This is a genomic window from Chromatiaceae bacterium, assembly GCA_016714645.1.
Classification (GTDB): Bacteria; Pseudomonadota; Gammaproteobacteria; order Chromatiales; family Chromatiaceae; genus M0108.
The window spans coordinates 339,906-361,399 of the sequence record JADKCI010000002.1 but is presented as its reverse complement, the minus strand read 5'-3'; the positions used below and the strand labels follow the sequence as shown (position 1 = coordinate 361,399).

Sequence of the window (21,494 nt, the reverse complement as noted above, 5' to 3'; positions counted from 1 at the left end):
GGCCGAGGGTGCAAGCCGGGGAACCACCTGCCTGGCCCTGGCGTCTTACCGCCCGTGGCGGGCAAGCCGGCGGCAGAGGTCGCTACCTGGCTGGCCGGGTATTGGCCGCCATGCCCCGCAGTTTAACCCGTTTGGCGTCCCCTAGCGGTCAGGCATGACCGACCGGCGGAGGTGCCGAACACTGAATGGAGCCTGATTGATGCAACGATACCTCATCCAAAAAATCCAGCCACCCAGCGAACAGCACCGCCCTGTCTCGCGGTTGCTGGCCACCGGCGCGGGCGGAGGTCGGCGGACGCTTGCAGTCCTGGGCATGCTTTTGATCAGCCTGCTCGGTACCGCATCGGTTCTGGCCGCCAATGGCGGCATCGAGAGCCTGCGGCAGAGCGGCAAGGCCTTCGCCTCGGTCGCCGGGCAAGTGTCACCCTCGGTGGTCAACATCCAGACCGAGGGCGGCGCCGGTCCGGTGGGTGCCGATCAACCCCCGGGCGCCCTGCCCTTCAGCCATCCCCTGCCTTACGGCCAGGACTTCTTCGAACACTTCTTCGGCGATCGCCATCCAGGACTACCACAACGGGAAGCGCCGCGCTCCAAACGTCAGGTGGTTGGCCAGGGCTCGGGATTTATCTTCAGCCCCAAATCCGGCATGCCGGCCGACAAGACCTACATCCTGACCAATAATCACGTGGTGGAGAACGCGGCAAAGATCCGCGTCAAGCTGCGCGACGGGCGCGAATTCGAGGCCACGATCACCGGGCGTGACCCGCGTTCGGATATCGCCATCATCGAGATCCCGACTGGTGGCCTGCCGCCCCTGCCGCTGGCCGATTCCTCACGGCTCGATATCGGCGAATGGGTCATCGCGGTCGGCAATCCCTTCGGGCTCAGTCATACCGTGACCGTTGGCGTGGTCAGCGCCACGGGGCGCACCAGCCTGGGGATCAATGATTACGAGGATTTCATCCAGACCGATGCCGCCATCAACCCGGGCAACTCCGGGGGGCCACTGATCAATCTCGATGCCGAGGTGGTCGGCATGAACACCGCCATCGTCAGCCGCAACGGCGGCTACATGGGGGTGGGTTTCGCGATCCCGAGCAACCTGATCGGGGCGGTGGCCGACCAGCTCATCCAGGCCGGCGAGGTGACCCGCGGCTATCTGGGGATCATGATTCAGCAGCTCACCCCGGAACTGGCGCAGTCCTTCGGCTTGGGGCAAGCCCAAGGCATCCTGGTCGCCCAAGTCACCCCGGGTTCACCGGCCGCCACGGCCGGTCTGCGTCAGGGTGATGTGATCATCGGCCACCAGGGCGAGACGGTCACCGATGTCGGTGCCTTCCGTAATCGCATCGCCCTCACCCCGCCCGGGGGACAGGCGCGGATCAGTATCCTGCGCAACGGCCAAACCCTGGAGCTACCGGTGACCATTGGCACCCTGACGGAGGAGGCACTAGCAGCCAGCGGTACCCGCCAGGGCCAGGCCCTGGATGCCGAGGCCCTGGGCCTCAAGGTGCAGACGCTGACGCCGCAACTTGCTGAACAATTCGACGTAGCGGTCGGCGAAGGCGTCGTGGTAACGACGGTCAAGCCCGGCTCGGTAGCGGCGCAGGCGGGCATCGAGCCCGGCACCCTCATCCTGCAGGTCAACCAACAGCCGGTCAAGGATGCCACCAGCTTCAAGCTGGCCATCGAACAGAGCCCCGACAAGCGCGCCCTGCTGCTGCTCCGGAAAGGCAGCAGGCAGCAGTTCCTGGTGCTGAACTGGCGCTGATCGGTCTGACCACATCACAGCCTTATTCTTGCCAGGGAGGGCGAGAAGACTGTACTTGGCTTACGAAGCGATCGCCGTCAATCCAGGCGAATGGCCTCCTCACCCTTGATAAAACGACCCGAGTTTATCCGGCGGAGACGACCGGGCTTTAGTGCGGTCAAGGTGGGCTTAGTGGGTCTGCCGGTCAGTGGCATCCAGGCGGTCGAGGATGGCCAAGGCCTGGGCGACATCCCCGGTGGCGGCCAGAGTTCGGAAGTGGTTTTCCGTGTCCCAGGCGGCCAGGACCTGGGCGCTCAATTCTTCGATGAGCTTGTTCATGCTCAGTCCCTGGAGGGTGGGCCAGAGTCTTAAGACGAGCGGCTGTGTCGTCCGGCAAGCGGATGGTCAGGGTGCTCATGGGTAGTCCCTCAGCAAATGGGCTAGCGTCAGAATCCGCAGGTGACCAAAGCGTAAGTCGCCCCCACGCAAGTCCATCCGGGGGCACGGTCAGCGGTTTATCGCCGGCAACAAAAAACCCCTTAGCCATCTCCCCGCCGAGGCGGTTCAATGGAAAGGGGCCGTGTTACTCACCAGCATAGAGCCGACCGGGACGCTCAGCAACCCCACTCAGCCCCCCTCAACCCTCACCCCACCCCCAAAAACCCCCGTAAAACCCCCTCCGCTCGGGCCAGATTGGCCACCGCCCCCGCGCTCAAGGGCGCGCCGAGGGCGAAGTGATGGCCCCGGATGCGCAGCAGGAAACAGGGCGGGGGCGGGCCATAGCCGATCTGGGTATGGACCCACAGCAGGGCGCCGGGGCTCATGGCATGGGTGGTATAGCTGGCATCCCGGTCGGGGACGATAGGCTCCAGTCGGTAGGGCACCGCCAGGCTGACGTCGGCATCGACCAGGATCACCCGTTCACGCCCGACCAGGTCCAGGGCATGCTCCGGCTGGGGCTGGAAGTCGGTGAGGAGGTCCCAGGGGGGCGGCTGGCCGGCCCCTCGCGTGGCCTGCAAGGCCTCCAGGCGGGCGATGAGCGCGGGTCCCAGGGCGTCATCGCCCCGGGAGGGGTTGCCGTAACCGAAGATAAGGATCGGGGCCATGGGCGACGGACCCCAGGCGCGGCCGCTAGTCTCCGACCCCGGGCCGCTCGATGGCCCCGCTGGCGCGCTGGCAGAGGCGATCCACCACCTGGCCAGTGGTGTCCACCAACTCCAGTTCCAGGGGCATCTTGCCCACGGCATGGGTGGCGCAGGACAGGCAGGGGTCGTAGGCGCGGATGGCGACCTCGATGTGATTGAGCAGGGGTTCGGTCAGCTCCTGGCCGTCCAGGTAGTGGGCGGCCACCTGGCGGATGGCGGCGTTCATGACCTGGTTGTTGTTGGTGGTGGAGACGATGAGGTTGGCCTGGGTCACCAGGCCGTCGGCGTCGGTTGCGTAGTGGTGGAAGAGGGTGCCACGGGGAGCCTCGACCACGCCGATGCCCTGGAGCCGGCGCTCGCCCACCCGCAGCAGGTCGTCGCCCAGCAGGTCCGGGTCCCGGAGCAGTTCCCGGATGGCCTCGGCGCAATAGAGCAGTTCGATGAGCCGCGCCCAGTGGGTGGCGAGGGCCGCCTGCAGGGGCCGCCCCTCCCCCGCCGCGCGAAAGTCCTCGCGCTCCTGTTCCGCCAGGGGGGTATCGAAGCGGTCGCAGTTGTTGACCCGCGCCAGGGGTCCGACCCGGTACCAGCCGGTAGCGGGCCCCAGAGCGGCGATGAAGGGGAACTTCATGTAGCTCCAGGGCTTGATCTCTTCGTGCAGCAGTTGTTCGTAGTGACGGTAGTCCTGGTCATCGAAGAGGGTGCGGCCCCGGGGGTCGCGGGCGCGCAGGCCACCATGGTAGAGCTCGAAGGCCCCCTCGGGCCCGGTGAGGCTCAGGGTGTTGGCATCGACAGCGCCGAAGCGGTAGTGATAGTCGGGGTTGCCGAGGAAGACGCGCTTCATGAGCTGCACGGCGGATTCGGCCCAGGTGACCATCTGGTCGCTGTCGGTGAGCAGGTAGTCGCGCTCCTCGGTGGTGAGGGCCTTGTTGACGCCGCCGGGGATGGCGCCGGAGCCGTGGATGCGCTTGCCAGAGGTGACGCGGATGACCTCCTGGCCGTACTTGCGCAGCAGTACCCCCTGCTTGGCGATCTCGGGATAGTCCTGGATGACGCCGATGATGTTGCGGTGGGCGACGGCGTCATCGAAGCCGAAGAGCAGGTCCGGCGAGGAGAGGTGGAAGAAATGCAGGGCGTGGGACTGGAGGGTCTGGCCCAGATGCATAAGGCGCCGGACCTTGTCCGCCGTGGGCGTCAGTTCATCGACGCCAACCAACTGATCCGTGGCCTTGGCGGCGGCCAGGTGGTGGCTCACCGGGCAGATGCCGCACAGGCGCTGCACCAGCACCGGCAGTTCCCAGTAGGGCCGCCCCTGGATGAACTTCTCGAAGCCCCGGAACTCGACGATGTGCAGGCGCGCCTGCTGGATGTGGTTATCGGCGTCCTGCAGTAGGGTGACCTTGCCGTGGCCCTCGACCCGGGTCAAGGGATCGATGGCGATGCGCTTGAGGCCGGCGGGCTGGGCCGCCGTCTCCAGGCGGGTGATTTCCGGGTGGCGGTGCATGGCGGTGTCCTCGGTGGCGCGGGCCGGTCAGTCGTAGTGCAACTGGGTGTAGGGCAGGCTGATGGGCTGGCCGGCCAGTAACTCGGTCAGGAAGGTCCAGATGGCGTCCCCGGAGGGCGGGCAGCCGGGCAGGAAGTAATCGACCTTGACCACCTCGTGGATGGGATGGACCTGGTTCAGGAGCAGGGGGATCTCGGGGTCATTGGGCACGCCGGGGTTGTGGATGCCGATGCCGGTGACGTAGGACTCCGTCAGGCAATCCGCCAGGGCGAAGGAGTTACGCATGGCGGGGACGCCGCCACTGATGGCGCAGGCGCCGACGGCGACCAGGATCTTGCAGTGGCGGCGGAACTCCCGCAGCACCTCGACATTCTCGGCATTGGCGACCCCGCCCTCGATCAGGCCCAGGTCGCAGGCACCGATCTGCTTGATGTCGGTGAGGGGGGGAGCGATCGAATTCGACCAGTTCGACCAGCTCCAGGATGCGCTCGTCGATGTCGAGCAAGGACATGTGACAGCCGAAGCACCCCGCCAGGGAGGTGGTGGCGACCTTGATCTTGGCGCTCATGGGGTGGTCCTGTCTTCGTTGGCAGCGACGTCGCCGACGGTGTCGATGGCGGCGCGGTCGTAGAGGCGCTGGCCGATGGGCACGCTATAGCCGCCGCGCTTGGGCAGGATGGCGCCGACCGGGCAGACGTGGGCGGCGCGGTCCTCGGCGCTGAAGCGGCTATCGCCGAGCCGGCCGGTAGGGGATTCGATGACCAGCTTGCTAGCGATGCCCCGCCCGCTGATGGCGAAGACGTCCTTGCCGTCCAGGTCACGACTGGCGCGCACACACAACTCGCAGAGGATGCAGCGGTTGAAGTCGATGACGAAGTCCGGATGGGAGGCATCCAGGTCGCGACGCGGGAAAAAGTGGGTGAAGTGGGGGGCCAGCATGCCGGTGTAATAGGCCACCGCCTGAAGCTGGCAGGCGCCGGTCTTCTGACAGGCGGGACAGATGTGGTTGCCCTCGACGAACAGCAGCTGCAGGATGGTGCGCCGACTGGCCTGGATGTCCGGAGTGGCGGATTCCACCTCCAGGCCCGCCGCCGCCGGGGCGGTGCAGGAGGACACCAGGCGCCCGCCGGCCCGCACCACGCACACCCGGCAACTGCCGTGGGGGGCGAGTTCCGGGTTGTGACAGAGGTGGGGGATATAGACCCCCGCCGCCAGGGCGGCGTCCATGATGGTCTGGCCGGGGGTGAAGGGGATCGCCTGGCCGTCGATCCGGAACTGGTTGAAGGGCGTCATACCGCCTCCAGGTGGGCACCGGCATCGGTGCGCCCGCTGATGGCCCGCGCCACCGAGAGGGCGCCATCCAGATCAAAGGCCGGGGTGTAGTCCGGGCCGCTCAGGCGCCGGTGGAAGGTGTCGGGGAACTTGTCGAGGATGTCCTGGACGTGATTGGAGGCCGTGGTGCCCAGGCCGCAGTAGCTGGTCTGGCGCATCAGGTTGCCCAGGTTGCGCAGCTCCTCAAGGTCGTAGGCGGAGGCCTTGCCGGCCGCGACCTTCTCCACCAGGGCCTCCAGCAGGCGGCAGCCGACCCGGCAGGGGGTGCAGAAGCCGCAGCTCTCGTGGGCGAAGAAGCGGGCGAAGTTGCGGGTCATGTCCATGAGGTCGCGCTCCCGACCCAGCACCATGAAGGAGCCGGCGGTGGGCAGGTCCTCGAAGGACAGGGAGCGGTGAAACTCGGCCGGCGCCAGGGTCACCCCCGCCGCGCCGGAGACCTGGACGGCCTGGGCGCCACTGCCGCCGCAATCCGCCAGGATCTGACTCACCGGGGTGCCGAAATCATATTCATAAATGCCCGGCCGGGCCACGTCGCCGCTGATGCTCAGCAGCTTGCTGCCGGTGGATTGCTGGGTACCGGCGCCCCGGAACCAGTGACCACCCCACTCAATGATGCGCGCGGCGGCCAGGAAGGTCTCGACGTTGTTGACCACCGTGGGCCGCCCCAGGAAGCCGCTGACGACGGGATAGGGCGGCCGCTTGCGAACGACGCCGCGCCGGCCCTCCAGGGATTCGATGAGGGCCGACTCCTCGCCGCAGACATAGGCCCCGGCGCCGAGGTGGATGTCGATGTCGAAGTCGAAACCCGGCTGGCCCGCGATGTCCCACCCCAGCAGGCCCTGCTCCCGCCGCCGCTCCAGCACCCACTTGAGGCGCGGCACCATATAGCGGTATTCACCCCGCAGATAGAGGTAGCCCTTGCGCGCGCCGACGATGCCGGCGCACAGGGTCATGCCCTTGAAAATCAGATCGGCGTAGCGGTTGAGGAGCACCCGGTCCTTGAAGGTTCCCGGCTCGCCCTCGTCCGCGTTGCAGACCACGTAGCGTTCATCGCTGGCGGTATCCCGGCAGATGCGCCACTTGAGGGCCGTGGTGAAACCCGCCCCACCCCGGCCCCGCAGGACGGAGGCCTCCAGCTCCGCCATGGCTCCCACCGGGCCCAGCTCCAGGAAGCGCTGCAGGCCGGCGCCCATCTTTTCCGCATTGCTCAGCAGGTCACCGACACGGTGGATATTGTCCTCCACCACGAAGAACTTGGGCGGCCAGTGCTCCAGGGGCACCCCGGCCTCCACCAGTTCCGCGATGCGGTCGATGCGTCTCGGGGTCAGGGCCGTCACCGCCAGCCCATTGACCAGCATGGCGGGTCCCTGATCACACATGCCGGTGCAGGAGGTCAGGCCAATCGTCACCCGCCCATCCTCGCGGGGTTCATCGAGGCCAACCCCCAGCCGCTTGCAGAGCCGGGCGCGCAACCCCTCGCTACCCAGCAGGCGGTCGGTGATGTTGTCGCTGAAGAGGATGTCGAAATCGCCGCGGGGCCGAGCGTGCAGGAAGGCGTAAAAATCGATGGAGGCCAGGATGCGGGAACGCGTCACCCCCATGGCCGCCGACAGCGCCTCGACGGCCGCCGGGGGCACATAGGAGAAGGCCTGCTGAATCGCGATCAGGTGCTGGAGGAGGAGTTCTGGCTCATGGCCGTGGGTCGCCAGCAAGCGGGCAACCATCCGGGTGACAGCCTCATGGGATGAAATTGACATGCCAACCCCTGGCGCTAGTGGATAAATACGCCGATCCTATCCGGTAGGAATCAAGATAAAATTTTATAAATCTTACTATTAGATATCAGGACCGGGAGGGACCATCCCTCATTACTCTTACATCATTTACTTATACTAGGACCTAATGGGGACTGTTCGCAACCCTGAGCTTGGCACCTCTTTCCTCCACCTGGCGCACTGAACAGACCGAACGCGGGGTTCATCAAAGAGCAATTTACGGTCGGACCCGGATGCAATGCACCTGCCGTGTCCCGCCCCAGCGGACCGCCGGGGGATAGGCCTGGGCACATTCGGGCAGGGCCTCGGGACAACGGGGATGAAAGTGACAACCGGGCGGCGGGGCGGCGGGGGATGGCAGGTCCCCTTCCAGGCGAATAACCGGCCGGCTGGGGTCCGGAGCGAGCCGGGGTACCGCCGACAGGAGGGCGCGGCTGTAGGGGTGCCTGGGGTCGTCGAGGACCTCATGGACCAGCCCGCGTTCGACGATACGTCCCAGGTACATGACCGCGACCTCGTGGGCCAGATAGGAGACCACCGAGATGTTGTGGGTGATGAAGAGGTAGGCAAGGCCCTTGCGCTCCTGGAGATCCTTGAGCAGATTGAGGATCTGGGCCTGGACCGAGACATCCAGGGCGCTGGTGGGCTCATCGCAGACGATGAGCCGAGGGGCGACGGCCAGGGACCGGGCGATGCAGACCCGCTGGCGCTGACCGCCGGAGAATTCGTGGGGATAGCGGTCGGCGGCATCGGCGGCGAGGCCGACCTCGTCCAGCAGGGCGGCGACACGGGCGCGGCGCTCGGCACGGCCGCGGGCCAGACCCAGGGCCTGCAAGCCCTCTCCAATAATGTCCCCCACCAGCAGGCGCGGGTTCATGGAGGCGAAGGGGTCCTGAAAGATGATCTGGAGGTCCTTGCGATAGGGCCGCATGGCGCCAGGGCCGAGACCCGCCAGGTCCCGACCCTGGTAGTGGATGGCGCCACCGGTGGGGCGGATGAGCTGGAGCAGCCCCTTGCCCGCCGTGGTCTTGCCGCAGCCGGATTCTCCGACCAGGGCCAGGGTGCGGCCCACCTTGAGTTCCAGATCGATGCCATCGACCGCCCGCACCTGCCCCACGATACGGCGAAACAGGCCCTTGTGGATGGGGAAATGGACCTGGAGCCCCTGCACGGCCAGAATCGTCTCGCCCAGGGCCACCGGGACCACCAGGGCAGCGGTGGCCCTTTCTGGCTCGGCCAGGGGGAGCGACGCCACCGCCACCGGCCGCCCCCCCGGTAACCCTGCCGATCCCCTCCCCCCGGGTGAGGGAGGGCTGGGTAGAGGGGTCTGAACGCCAACCCCCGGCTGCCCGGGGTCCCAGAGATGGCATCGCACCCCATGTCCCGTCCAGGGCGCCACCCATACCGGAGCCTGCTCCCGACAGACAGCCATCACCCGGTCGCAACGATCCGCAAACCGGCAGCCCACAAAGACCTGATCCAGGGGCGGCACCCGGCCGGGGATGACCGCCAGCCGGCCCTGGCGCTTTTCCGGCGCGGGCAGGCTGTCCCGGAGATTCCGGCTATAGGGATGGGCGGAATGGGCGAAGAAATCGGCGCTGCTGGCGGTTTCGACGATCTGACCGGCGTACATGACCGCCAGCCGGTCCGCGGTCTCGGCCACCACCCCAAGATCGTGGGTGATGAGGAGCACCGCCAGCCCGGTCTCGGCCTGCAACCGCTTGAGCAGGCGCAGCACCTGGGCCTGGATAGTCACGTCCAGGGCCGTGGTGGGCTCGTCGGCGATCAGCAGCTCCGGATCGCCGGCCAAGGCCATGGCGATCATGACGCGCTGCTTCATGCCGCCGGAGAGTTGATGGGGATATTCCCCGACACGCCGCCCCGGGTCCGGGATGCCGACGGCATTGAGCAGTTCCAGAACCCGGGCGGCCACCGCCCGGCGATCACGATCGGCGTGGGCCGTCACGGCCTCGGCGATCTGGCGGCCCACCGTCAGGACGGGGTTGAGGGAGGTCTGGGGCTCCTGGAAGATCATGCCCATGCGCCCGCCCCGCACCCGGCGCATGGCGCTCTCCGGCAAGGCCAACAGCGGGGTTCCGCCGAGCCAGACCCGCCCAGCGGCAATGCGGCCCGACGGGGGCAGCAGACGCATCAGGGACAGGGCCGTCATAGACTTGCCACAACCCGACTCCCCCAGCAAGGCAAAGGTCTCGCCGGAGCTGATCACCAGATCCAGGCCATCCACTACCCTGAGGGGGGGATGACCCTGGCCGAGATGGGTTTCAAGGCCCTCGACACGCAAGAGGGGTGGGGGAGAGGGAGTCGTCGGAGTGCTCGGCAGGGATCGGGTAAGCGGAATCTAGCCAGTATGACAGCTTTCAACCCAGGTGGAACCCTGGCCAGGGGGGCCCATGCCGCCTCCCGGCTGGCCGCGCCAGCAGGCGCGCGCCGCGAGGGAACCCGCCCCGGCCCCCCTCCGGACGGTGTTCGCCCGCCGACAGCAAAATCCTCCCCGCCAGCCTATCTCGGCGATATAATCCGTGCCAACTTTCACTCCGCGCCTCGACGGCGCGACTTTAACGGCAACCCCCAGCCAGGAGTAAGCAATTGGATATTACCCATAGCCAGCAAGGCGCCATCCGGATCATCGAACTCAAGGGGCGGATGGACGCCGTCACGGCGCCCCTCTTCGACAAGGCCTTCGCCGAGGCTGCCACCCCGGAGGCCTCGGACTTTGTCATTCAGCTCAATGGCCTGGAATACATCAGCAGCGCCGGCTTGCGCAGCATTCTGATGGTCGCCAAGCAGGTCAAGGCCCGGTCTGGCCGCCTGATCCTCACCGGCCTCACCGACGAGGTGCGGGAGGTGTTCCATCTCTCCGGCTTCCATACCATCCTGCGCATCTGCGACACCAAGGAAGCCGCCCTCGCCGAATTGGCGTAAGGCCCCATGGCTTCCGGCGCCGGGTCGGCTTCTCGCCGGCGCCACCCCTCTCTTGCTTTACCGAGTCCCCCTCTAAGCCCATGTCCCGCTTTCGCGAAGGCTTTGTTAATTGTCCGGGCCAGACCCAGCCCTTGCGCATGGCTTATACCGACTGGGGGGACATCGACAACCCCAGGCTGCTGATTTGCGTCCATGGCCTGACCCGTTGTGGGCGGGATTTCGACACCCTGGCGGAGGCGCTGGCCGATGACTACCGGGTCATCTGCCCGGACGTCATCGGTCGCGGCCTCAGCGACTGGCTCGATGACCACGCTGGCTACGGCATCCCCACCTACGCCCAGCATATGCTGGCCCTGCTGGCAAACCTTGGCGCAACCAAGGTCGATTGGCTGGGGACTTCCATGGGCGGACTCATCGGCATGGCCCTCGCCGCCCAGCCCGAGAGCCCCATCCAGCGGCTCATCCTCAACGACGTGGGTCCCGAGATCTCGGGCCGATCCCTGGCACGCATCGCCCACTATGTCGGTCGTGACGAACGCTGGGACAGCCTGGAAGAGGCCCTGGCCCAACAAAGCCAGGCCCTGGCGCCCTTTGGCAATCTGAGCCCCGCTCAGTGGCACCAGATTCTGCTACCTGGCTTGGTCCAGGACGCCCAAGGCCGGTGGCGGACCCGCTATGACCCACGCATCGCCCTGTCCCTGCGCGCCGTTGATCCCACCCAGAACCCCAACCTCTGGCCCCTTTACGAGGCCATCAGCTGCCCCACCCTGGCCATCCACGGCGCCGATTCCGATCTGCTGACCACCAAGGTCTGGCAGGCCATGGCCACCCGGGGTCCCCGCGCGACCCTCGCCGAGATCCCCGATGTCGGTCATGCACCCCCCTTTCTCGACGAGGCGCAGATCGCCATCGTGCGGGACTTTCTGCAGGGCTGACGGCTCGCGCCCCCCGTACCGAGGGGGCCTAGCTGCAAAATATGTCGCGAGTATGAATCATACCCCTGGCCAAGCGGGGCTCCCGGGAATGCCCGGCGGGAAGCGCGGAAGGAGAACATCTCCGCCAGCGTCACCCATATCCTGGCCATGGCATTGGTCCCTGCGTGGGTAAGGGCAGCGATGAGCAAACGCTGCCGCGCGCAATGGCTCGGGGACGTGCTCACCTAATTAATTGAAAATTAATTGAAAATAATCTGATTTTCCTAGTGCCATTCGACCCTGGCCACTTTTCCCCTTTTCCCCGCATCACGCATATATCAGCCGGCCACGGGGTTAGTTGATAGACCAGGTTGACCTGGCGTACTGGTTTGGCCAGGCAGGGTTTGGCCGTGCCGTTCAGTGGTTGCAAGTTCAAAATCTCGACCACCCCCGCATGACTGAGGATATGGTGATCGCCCCGGATGCACTGGTTGAAGCCCAATTAGCGCCTAAGGGCGATGGGGAAATCAGTGACTGTTTGGGGCTTGGTGGTGGGGGTCTGTTTGTTGCCCGTGAGCGCTTTGACGCGCTCGCCGAGGTACAGATCCAGTTGATTGATAGTGATTGTCAAGCCCCATGAGATTGTATACCTTCTTTTTAAACAATCTGGGGCATTTCTCCTGCCCACCTTGCAGGCCCTGAACCGGCGTGATGTGCCCTAACGCGCGCTGGGGAATCTGATGATGATACCGCCGTACAGAGCGGCACAGGGTGTCCTCCAGGTTCTGGGCCGCATCGAAGCGGGTGGTGGCCAGCACCTCGCTGATGCGGCTATTGAAGCGCTCGACCATGCCGTTGGTCTGGGGATGACGGGACTTGATCAACCGGTGGTCGATGCCGTGGGTAGCGCAGGTGCGATCAAAGCGATGACTTCCGGTGGGATCGCGTTCGCCGGTGGCGCAACAGCGGTCGGTAAATTCCTTGCCGTTATCGGTCAAGACTTTTTGCACCTGGAAGGGCGCATGCACGATGAGTCGCTGGGAAAAGGCGGCCGCGTTAGCTGCCGTTTTCTCGCCGAGCATTGCCACGCACACCCCGCGTGAGGCGCGATCGATGCCGACGAACAGCTAGCGATGCGCGTCTTCATCCGGCATCCGCGGCAGCTACTTGACATCGACATGGATAAAGCCAGATTCATAATCTTTAAAGGTTTTATCTGGGTTGATCGTCGTCTTCCGGCTGGGGAATCAGGGCCTGGAGATGGGAGACGCCATGCCGCCGCAGGCAGCGATCCAAACCCGAGCGCGACACGTTCGGATTGATAAATTCGCGTGTCACTGCGAGGAGATCATCCAGGGGTAGGAGCAAGGTTTTACGCAACTCAATGACTACTAACTCTTGGGCGGGTGTCAGGGTCGTGTGCAGACGATGAGGACGATGTTAGGCATCCTGACCGTTGTCGCGGCGCCGCCATTTACGTACCGTGCCGCGATTCAGGTGGTACTCGCGGGCCAGTTCGCGCTCTGACTTGGTGGATTCACGCAGCTCCTGGCGAATCGCGGGCGTGGTCCGCGCATATTTATGTAGGTTCAGATTTATCGCTGGCCGGTCTCCGGGTGGATCATTTCGACGTCGGGCGTGCTGCCTGTCGGGCACACCGCGCATCTTCTCCCAAAAGGCGAAGCACATCCCTGGCTTAGAATAACGGGCAACTCCGTCTCGGTATATAATCATACGGGTCTTAGCATCATGCCGCGCGTGCTTGGTTCTGGTGCTCCGCTTTGATGGGTTTCCCGGGGTTGAGGAAGACGGTGGTATCGGGCTGCCCGTTGCGCTTGACACCACTCCGGCGTTCGGGATGTTGCGCCTTGGCCGCCTGATAGCGGGCATAGCGCTGGGCCAGCAAGTCGATGTCTTTACCGCGATGGCGCGGGTTGGGGGTGACGAACTTCAGGCCGCTATGGCGGTGCTCAGTGTGGTACCCGTGCATAAAGGTCTGCACCCAATTGCCGGAATCGGCATACCGCACCAAGGTACCGGTGCCCACCCCCTCGCGCAGATGGACCTTCGGACCACGCTGGCGGCAGGGTCGGCGGACTCGCGATCGTAGACCTCCTAGCCGACGATCTTGCGGCGGTAGACGTTCATGATCAGGTAAAGATAGTAGATGACCCTGCGCACGGTGGTGGTCAGGGAGGTGATGTCCCATTCCCAGACCTGATGGGGGCCAGTGGCCGCCAAGGGCGCCGGGCGCACGCGGGCGGGCGCAGTGGGTTTTCCGCGGCGGGCGCGTTGGTCAACAGCCCGCAGGACGCGGTAGCAGGTGGATGCTACCTTACTATCCGAGTCGGTTAGCTTCAGGGTTCCCTGGATGCTGGGGACCGAGAGGGTGGATGCTTGACCCGGGATCAAACTCTGCGAGGTGGACGATACCGTCGCCGCCAAGGCCTAAAGTGCCACGAGCGGCAGCAGTAACACCAGAGGAGTGAGCTTGTGTGGCATGCTCAAGATATGTTCTCCTGACAAGGAGGATGGAAAAGGTCGGCCGCCAAGCGCGGACCGGAGGGCTTTATCAAGGGGCCAGGTAAGCTTCCGCTCCTCGATCCAAGAGCGGTCAGAGTATCAAGCCAGCCTTAAGGCCACCTTAAACGGCTAGATTACCGATTTGCTGGCTCCCGTCTTCAAGTTCCGCATGGCACACCTACCCTAGCCCAGGAGGGCGAGGCTGCTTCAATAAACCCAGGGCACCAATTTGCTGACCCGTTTCGCGTAATCGGCATATTCCGGGTGACGCTGGCTTAACCAGCCCTCCTCCTTGCGGGCCTTGTAGTCGAAGAAGAAAAAGCCGGCGACTAGCAGGAGCAGATGACCGAGACTCAGGCTGTAGCAAACCCAGCCGAGGGCGGCGAATAACTGGCTGCTGTAGAGGGGATGGCGTACCCAGCCATAGATGCCCTGGGTTACCAATTGGTTATGGTCAAGAGGATAAGGGAGGGGCGTCAGGTTGCGGCCCAAGTTGAAAAGGCCAAGTAGGCCAATGGCTAGGGCGATCAGCCCGCACATCACCAGGAGGCCCAGACGGGGGTAGGTGGTGCTGGCCATCAGGTCCTGACTCAGCCAGGGATTCCAGGCGGGTACAAAGAGAAAGGCGAAGAAGAGGACGAACTGCAGGACGACAAGCAACTCGCCGCGCTGTCCCGGCCGGGGACTATCGGATGGCGGTAGCTGGGCGGATGTGGACGGGGACGGCATGGTTACTCCCGAGGTGGGGTAGGCGGGAACAGGGGCTGGGATTAGGCCCCGAGCCGTCCAGGCAAGCGCGGACGGCCATGGGGCAACCGTCCCCGGGACCCGATCAGGTCTTGCGCCGTCTCGGTCGCGTCCCGGAACCGCTCCGCGCCTGCTCCGTGGTCTTGGCCAGGACAAAGTCGATCTTGCGCTCATCGAGATTGACGGCGGCGACCTGAATGCGCAACCGGTCCCCCAGCCGATGAACGGTACCGGTGCGTTCACCGGTCAGGCGGTGGCCAATGGGATCGAAGTGGTAATAGTCGTTGTCCAGGGCCGTGATGTGGACCAGACCATCGACATAGATGCCATCGAGTTCGACGAAAATGCCAAAGGAATTGACGCTGGTGATGGTGCCGTCGAACTCCTCCCCCAGTTTGTCCTGCATGTACTCACACTTGAGCCAGGATTCGGCGTCGCGGGTGGCCTCGTCGGCGCGGCGCTCGGTACCGGAGCAGTGCTCGCCGATGCTCTGGAGGGCGGTCTTGGTATAGTCGAAATCCTCGGCCTTGCCGCCATCGAGCAGATGCTTGATGGCGCGATGGACAATCAGGTCCGGGTAGCGGCGGATGGGGGAGGTGAAGTGGGTGTAGGCCGGATAGGCCAGCCCGAAGTGGCCGACATTGTCCGAGCTATACATGGCCTGCTGCATGGAGCGCAGCAATACGGTCTGGATCAGGCGATGATCGGGCCGCTCGCGCACCGACTCCAGCAGGGCGGCGTAATCCTGGGTGGTGGGCTTCTTGCCGCCCGGCAGGGTGAGCGCCAGCTCGTTCAGGAACTGGCGCAGATCGTTAAGCTTTTCCTCCTTGGGCGTCTCGTGGATGCGGAACAGGGCCGGCATCTTCTGGCGCTCGAAGAAGCGCGCCGCCGCCACGTTGGCCGCCAGCATGCACTCCTCGATGATGCGGTGGGCATCGTTGCGGATCAGGGGGTGGATGGCGGCGATGCGACCCTGGTCAGTGAACTCGAAGCGGGTCTCGGTGGTGTCGAAATCAATGGCGCCCCGCTCCTTGCGGGCCTGGAGCAGGACCTGGTAAAGGGCGTGCAGTTCGCGCAGGTGGGGCAGGACGGTGGCGAAGCGTGCGCACAGGTCTGGGTCGCCCTCCACCACCATGGCCGCCACCTGGTCATAGGTCAGGCGGGCCTGGGAGCGCATCACGGCCGGATAAAACTTGGAGCGCGTGACCTTGCCGTCCAGGCCCACCAACAGTTCACAGCTCAGGCAGAGCCGGTCCACCTCGGGATTGATGGAACAGAGACCATTGGACAGGATCTCGGGCAGCATGGGGATGACGCGATCCGGGAAATAGACGGAATTGCCCCGGCTGTGGGCCTCTAGGTCAAGGGCGCTACCCGGTTCCACATAGGCCGAGACATCGGCGATGCAGACCAGCAGCCGCCAGCCCTTGGGCCGGCGCTGGCAGAAGACGGCGTCGTCGAAGTCGCGGGCATCGGCGCCATCAATGGTCACCAGCGGCATCTTGCGCAGATCCACCCTCCCCGCCTTGGCCGCCTCGGGCACCTCGGCGCCCAGACCGGCGATCTCCGCCAGCACCTCGTCGGGGAACTCCACCGGCAGGTCGTGGGTGCGGATGGCGATATCCGTCTCCATGCCCGGGGCCATGTTGTTCCCCACCACCTCCAGAATGCGGCCGATGGGTTGGGTGCGCTTGGTGGGCTGGTCCGTGATCTCGGCGACGACGATCTGGCCCTGCTCCACCTCGCCCAGGCGGTCGCTGGGAATGATGATGTCGTGGGCCAGGCGTTTATTGTCCGGCACCACAAAGCCGACCCCGCTCTCCCGATAGAAGCGCCCAACCACCGTGCGGGTGTTGCGTGCCAGGATCTCCACCACCGAGCCTTCCAGCCGACCCCGAGCATCACGGCCGGTGACGCGCACCACGGCCCGGTCGTTGTGGAAGAGGGCGCGCATCTGGCGAGGAACGAGATAGACGTCGTCGCCGCCCTCGTCCGGGATCAGGAAGCCGAAACCATCCTGGTGGCCGATGACGCGCCCGACGATCAGATCACGCCGGTTGACGAGGCAGAAGGCGTCCTTGCGGTTGCGCACCAACTGGCCGTCCCGGACCATGGCCCCCAGGCGGCGCTCCAGGGCGATCCGATCCTCTTCGCCATCCAGTTCAAGAAGCTGCCTGAGTTCATCGAAGACCAGGGGAACCCCGGCCTGGGTCAGGGCCTCCAGGATGAATTCACGGCTGGGGATGGGGTTCGCGTACTTGCGCGCCTCGCGTGCGCGATGCGGGTCGGCGAGGCGGGGTGAGGCTTCTTTGCTGCGCTTGGTCACTCTTATCAGGTCTTTGCTGCTGGCTGAATTGACGGCTAGTGTAACCTTGACAAGCCCCTTCTGTCTCATTAGGATGGCGGCTTCCTGGAGTTCGGCATCCCTTGTCCGGCCTCTAGACCCCTGCCGGGGTGGCGGAATTGGTAGACGCGCAAGTTTCAGGTATTTGTGGGCGAAAGCCCGTGGAGGTTCAAGTCCTCTCCTCGGCACCAAATTTTAAAGGCTCCCAAGTGGAGCCTTTTTTTATGGGATTTCATCGGCCAGGATTACCCTCATGCCGGGAGGCGGACCCGAAACCAGAGCGCATAAAGGGCTGGCAGGAAGAGGAGCGTGACGGCGGTACCGACGATGATGCCGCCGATGAGAACAAAGGCGAGGGGACCCCAGAAGGTGTCGGTGGTCAGGGGGATGAAGGCGAAGACGGCGGCGGCGGCGGTGAGGACGACCGGCCGCGAGCGCCGCACCGTGGCATCAATGACGGCGCTGGCTGCCTCCATGCCCTGATGCAGGTTATCCTCGATCTGCTTGGCAAGGATCAGGGTGTTGCGCATCAGGATGCCGGCCAGCCCGATGAGCCCCAGCAGGGCGACGAAGCCAAAGGGCCGGTCGGCGATCAGCAGCGCCAGGGTAGCGCCAATGATGCCCAGGGGCGCGGTGGCGATCACCATCAGGGTTCCCGAGAAGCTGCGCATCTGCAGCATGATGACAATGAGAATCAGACCCAGCATGATGGGTTGGACCTTTTGGATGGACGCATCGGCCTTGCCGGACTGCTCCACCGAACCCCCAATATCAATACGATAGCCGGGCGGCAGGGTCGCGATCACATCCAGGAGATCGGCCCAAATGGCCTGAGTGACATCCGGGGGCTGAGCATCGGTCACATCGGCCTGCACCGCCAGAACTGGCTCGCGGTTGTAGCGTTTGAGCACGGGGTCCTCAAAATCGATAGAGAGGACACCTGCCTGGCCCAGGGGGACGGAGCGCCCATCCAGGGTCTTGATATTGATATCGGCCAGGCGGCCGACCCCCGCCCCCGTGGTATCGACCAGGCCACGCAGGATCAGCTGGACATTACGGACATCCTCGCGGATCTCGGTCGCGGGCAGGCCCGAGAGTTCGTACTCCAACTGGCCGGCCAGTTCGCGCGGCGTGAGGCCGATCAGACGCAGCCGTTCCGGGTCGAGCTTCAGCCGGACCACCGGCACCCGTTCGCCCCAGTCGAGATGGGCATTCAGGGTGTTGGGGTTAGCAGCAACCCGCTCACGCACCTGGCCCGCGATCTTGCGCAGGACTTGGGCGTCCGGCCCCACCACCCGAAAGACCACCGGCCAGATCACCGGTGGGCCATAGAGGAGTTTGTGGACCCGCACCCGGGCCTCCGGGAAGTCCCCGGCATCGATATGTGACTGAATCCGCTCCATGAGGTTGTCCCGGTCCGCGGGGCTGTGGGCCACGATGATCAACTTGGCGAAGGCGGGGTTGGGTAGTTCGGGGTTGAGGGCCAGGAAGAAGCGCGGTGCGCCGGCACCGATATAGGAGGAAAGCGACTCTACCCCCGCCGCATCTTTCAGGATCGCCTCGACGCGATCGGCGACGGCCGTCGTAGCGCGGATGCCGCTGCCCTCCTGGAGACTGATATCCACCAGGACCTCCGGCCGATCGGAGGAGGGGAAGAATTGCTTCTCCACCGTCGTGACCAGGCCCAGGATGGAGAGGATCAGGACACCGACGGTGGCCGCCACAACCCAGAGCTTGTGACGCACGCAGCCACGGATGATGCCACCTAACCGCAGGTAGAGGGGACTATCGTAGGCCGAGGCCTGATGCCCAGGGGCGGCCTGGGGCACGGCCAGGAGCCTGGCCCCGAGATAGGGCGTGAAGGTCACGGCCACCAGCCAGGAGACCAGCAGGGCAAAGGCCAGGACCCAGAAAATGTTGCCGGCGTATTCACCCACGCCGGAGCGGGCGAAGCCGATGGGGACAAAGCCAATGACGGTCACCAGGGTACCGCTCAACATGGGCGCCGCGGTCACCGTCCAGGCATGGGCCGCCGCCCGCAGCCGATCCCAGCCCTCCTCCATCTTCACCAGCATCATCTCGATGGCGATGATGGCGTCGTCCACCAGTAGGCCGAGGGCGATGATGAGGGCCCCCAGGGTCACGCGGTCCAGGTTGATACCCCGGATGCCCATGAGGAGGAAGGTCAGTCCCAGGGTCAAGGGGATGGCAATGCCGACGACCAGCCCGGCTCGCCACCCCAAGGCCAGGAAGCTCACCAGCATCACCACGGCGACGGCGACCATGAATTTGATCTGGAAAAGGTTCACCGCCCGGGCGATGGCGTCCGCCTGGTTGGTGATGCTGGTGAAGCGGAAGCCGAGCGGCAGTTCCTCCCCCAGGGTCTGTTCGAAGGCCGCAAGGCGCTCGCCAAGGGTCAGGCCATTCTCGCCGCGCCCCATCACCACCCCCAGCAGGACCGAGTCGGTGCCGCTGGTGCGGATCAGATAATCCGGTGGGTCCTCGTAACCGCGCTGGACCTCGGCGATCTCGCCCAGGGCGAGCAGTTGGCCACCGACCCGCACCGGTACCTGCCGGATCTGATCAAGGTCATCCAGTTCGTTGTCCAGGCGCGGATAGAGCCGTGGTCCCGCCGTCTCCACCCGCCCGGCGGGCAACAACCGATTCTGGGCATCCAGGGCGTCGCGGATAGCGGCGGGGGTCAGCCCCAGGTTGGCCAGCCGGGCGTTATCGAGTTCAACAAAGACGCGTTGCGGGCGCTCGCCGAGGACCCGGGCCTTTTGAACGCCGGGAACGCGGGCCAGCCGATCGCGTATCCCCTCGGCCTCGCGGACCAGCAGCCGCCCTGGCAGATCGGGGGCGGACAGGGCATAGAGGGCGAAATAAACATCCGAGAAGTCGTCGTTGACAAAGGGCCCCCGCACCCCGGCTGGCAGCTTGCCGGCCTCGTCCAGCATGCGCTTGCGGACTTCGTAGAAGAGGCCCGCGATCCGCTCGGATGGGGTGTAGTCCTGGAATTCCATCAGGATATCCAGCCGGCCGGCGCGCAAGGTGGTCTCGAGCTTGTAAAAATACTCCACCTCGCCGAGACGCTTCTCCAGGGGATCGGCGACCAGGTCCTGCATCTGCTGGGCGCTGGCTCCGGGCCAGAAGGCGGAGACCACCAGGACGCGCACCGTGAAGGCCGGGTCCTCGGCCCGCCCCAGTTGCAGGAAGGCCAGAAGACCGGCCAAGGCCGTGAGGAGGATGAAGAAGAGGGTGACCGAACCCTCCCGTACCGCCAGGGCCGAGAGATTGAAGCGCGAGGGGGTAGCGGCCCTGGTAGCGGGTTGGCGCGACTCCCCTTCTGGGTTCTGGCTCATGGCGCGCGCACCCGCACCGCCTGGCCAGGCTGTAACAGATGCACCCCCAGGGCGACCACCGGTGTGCCTGGGGCCAATTGCGAGCGGATTTCCGCATGCTCCCCAACAATCCGCAGCAGGGTGACCGGCTCGGCCACGACGCGTCCCGCCTCCAGCCGCCAGACCAGGGGGCCCTCGCCACGTTCCAGAATAGCGCCGCTGGGGACCCGAACCCGGTTCGGGTTATGACCCGTCGCCGAGGAGAACAGCAAAGTGACCGTGGTACCGAAACCTGGCTCGGGGTCGAGGGGAGGGAGGCGGAAACGGGCACGCCAGGTACGGGTGATGGGGTCGGCGCTGCCCGCGATCTCGCGCAGCTCCGCCGTCACGGGCTGGTCCCGACCCAGCAGATGCGCCTGGGCCTGGGTGGGCAAGCCCTGCCGGCGGTCCTCGGGCAGATAGACCTCGACCTCCAGGCGCCCATCCTCCGCGAGACGCGCGACCACCTGGCCCGGCGTGACCACCAGGCCGGCCTCGCCCATGACCTCGAGGATGACCCCGGGGCGCGGGGCCGTGAGGGTCGCGTAGCCAATGGCATTGCGGGCCTGTTCCAGATTGGCCTCGGCGGCAAGACGGCCCTGCTCGGCGGCGCTGGCGGCGGTTACGGCCCGGTCGTAATCCTGCTCGCTGGCCAGTCGCTTGGGGATGAGGTCGGTGAGGCGCGCGCGCTCCCGCTCGGCATTCTCCTGCTCGGCCAGGGCCCTCGCCACCGTGGCCTCCGCGGCCCGGCGCTGCTGGGTGACGTCACGCGGATCCAGGCGAAAGAGGACCTGGCCGGCCTCAACCCGCTCGCCCGCATTGATCAGGCGTTCCTGGATCTCGCCGGCGATGCGGAAGGACAGGGCGGGTTCGTAGCGTGGGCGAATCGCGCCGGTCAGGCTCCAGGTATCGGTCGAGATGTCCTCGACCTGGGCGGTGAGGACAAAAGGCGGCAAGTCCCCGGTCGCCGCCGGGTCGGAACTCGGACGGCAACCAGCGACCAACCAGAGCCCGATCAGCATCACGACAGCCATCACCCGCCCTTTCATCCCGTCTCGCATGGTTCGCTTCGCTATTTAATGGGCTAGAAATTGGCAACGCCTGTTCGACATCCGTGGCCAGCGAGGCGACTCCCGCCTG

At 65.4% G+C, this 21,494-nt stretch carries 13 protein-coding genes, 1 tRNA gene and 3 pseudogenes; 4 read left to right on the top strand and 13 right to left on the bottom strand.

The window, feature by feature from the left end:
- Nucleotides 1-313: 313 nt before the first annotated feature.
- Complete coding sequence (locus IPN92_08680) at nt 314-1,771, top strand: Do family serine endopeptidase (protein ID MBK8638346.1); 1,458 nt, start codon at nt 314-316, stop codon at nt 1,769-1,771.
- 168 nt (nt 1,772-1,939) lie between these two features.
- Here IPN92_08680 and IPN92_08675 read toward each other — a convergent pair.
- From IPN92_08675 to IPN92_08645, 7 genes and pseudogenes are all read right to left on the bottom strand, one after another.
- Nucleotides 1,940-2,168 (bottom strand): annotated as a pseudogene (locus IPN92_08675) (ribbon-helix-helix protein, CopG family).
- Nucleotides 2,169-2,394: 226 nt separating this feature from the next.
- Nucleotides 2,395-2,856, bottom strand: coding sequence for a hydrogenase maturation protease (locus tag IPN92_08670; GenBank protein MBK8638345.1), 462 nt, complete (start codon nt 2,854-2,856; stop codon nt 2,395-2,397).
- Nucleotides 2,857-2,881: 25 nt separating this feature from the next.
- The gene (locus tag IPN92_08665; GenBank protein ID MBK8638344.1) at nt 2,882-4,396 is read right to left on the bottom strand and encodes a Ni/Fe hydrogenase subunit alpha; all 1,515 of its coding nucleotides are present in this window, start codon (nt 4,394-4,396) and stop codon (nt 2,882-2,884) included.
- 27 nt (nt 4,397-4,423) lie between these two features.
- Nucleotides 4,424-4,964, bottom strand: a pseudogene (locus IPN92_08660) (NADP oxidoreductase).
- Nucleotides 4,961-5,689, bottom strand: coding sequence for a (2Fe-2S)-binding protein (locus IPN92_08655; GenBank protein MBK8638343.1), 729 nt, complete (start codon nt 5,687-5,689; stop codon nt 4,961-4,963). Before IPN92_08655 ends, IPN92_08660 begins: the two are co-directional and overlap by 4 nt.
- The gene (locus tag IPN92_08650; GenBank protein MBK8638342.1) at nt 5,686-7,485 is read right to left on the bottom strand and encodes an NAD(P)H-dependent oxidoreductase subunit E; all 1,800 of its coding nucleotides are present in this window, start codon (nt 7,483-7,485) and stop codon (nt 5,686-5,688) included. Before IPN92_08650 ends, IPN92_08655 begins: the two co-directional genes overlap by 4 nt.
- A gap of 235 nt (nt 7,486-7,720) precedes the next feature.
- Entirely contained in the window at nt 7,721-9,844 is a 2,124-nt protein-coding gene (locus IPN92_08645) for an ABC transporter ATP-binding protein (GenBank protein ID MBK8638341.1), read from the bottom strand.
- 266 nt (nt 9,845-10,110) lie between these two features.
- On the opposite strand from IPN92_08645, the gene IPN92_08640 reads away from it, so the two are divergent.
- Both IPN92_08640 and IPN92_08635 read left to right on the top strand, forming a co-directional pair.
- The gene (locus IPN92_08640) at nt 10,111-10,446 is read left to right on the top strand and encodes an STAS domain-containing protein (GenBank protein MBK8638340.1); all 336 of its coding nucleotides are present in this window, start codon (nt 10,111-10,113) and stop codon (nt 10,444-10,446) included.
- Between the two features lie 80 nt (nt 10,447-10,526).
- A complete protein-coding gene (locus tag IPN92_08635; protein MBK8638339.1) occupies nt 10,527-11,381 on the top strand; it encodes an alpha/beta fold hydrolase in 855 nt (284 codons plus the stop codon).
- 620 nt (nt 11,382-12,001) lie between these two features.
- On the opposite strand, the pseudogene IPN92_08630 reads toward IPN92_08635, so the two are convergent.
- The 4 genes and pseudogenes from IPN92_08630 to rnr all read right to left on the bottom strand — a co-directional run bounded on the left by IPN92_08630 (nt 12,002) and on the right by rnr (nt 17,025).
- Nucleotides 12,002-12,959, bottom strand: a pseudogene (locus tag IPN92_08630) (transposase).
- A 148-nt stretch (nt 12,960-13,107) separates the two neighbouring features.
- Nucleotides 13,108-13,350 (bottom strand): hypothetical protein, encoded by a 243-nt coding sequence (locus tag IPN92_08625; protein ID MBK8638338.1) that lies wholly within the window; start codon nt 13,348-13,350, stop codon nt 13,108-13,110.
- A gap of 740 nt (nt 13,351-14,090) precedes the next feature.
- A complete protein-coding gene (locus tag IPN92_08620) occupies nt 14,091-14,612 on the bottom strand; it encodes an isoprenylcysteine carboxylmethyltransferase family protein (GenBank protein ID MBK8638337.1) in 522 nt (173 codons plus the stop codon).
- 103 nt (nt 14,613-14,715) lie between these two features.
- Nucleotides 14,716-17,025, bottom strand: a complete 2,310-nt coding sequence (rnr, locus tag IPN92_08615) for a ribonuclease R (GenBank protein MBK8638336.1) — start codon at nt 17,023-17,025, stop codon at nt 14,716-14,718.
- Nucleotides 17,026-17,078: 53 nt separating this feature from the next.
- On the opposite strand from rnr, the gene IPN92_08610 reads away from it, so the two are divergent.
- Nucleotides 17,079-17,165, top strand: a tRNA-Leu gene (locus IPN92_08610).
- Between the two features lie 60 nt (nt 17,166-17,225).
- Here IPN92_08610 and IPN92_08605 read toward each other — a convergent pair.
- Nucleotides 17,226-20,336: an efflux RND transporter permease subunit gene (locus tag IPN92_08605; GenBank protein MBK8638335.1), complete on the bottom strand. Its 3,111-nt coding sequence runs from the start codon at nt 20,334-20,336 to the stop codon at nt 17,226-17,228.
- Nucleotides 20,333-21,415: an efflux RND transporter periplasmic adaptor subunit gene (locus IPN92_08600; GenBank protein ID MBK8638334.1), complete on the bottom strand. Its 1,083-nt coding sequence runs from the start codon at nt 21,413-21,415 to the stop codon at nt 20,333-20,335. Before IPN92_08600 ends, IPN92_08605 begins: the two co-directional genes overlap by 4 nt.
- Between the last annotated feature and the right edge of the window lie 79 nt (nt 21,416-21,494).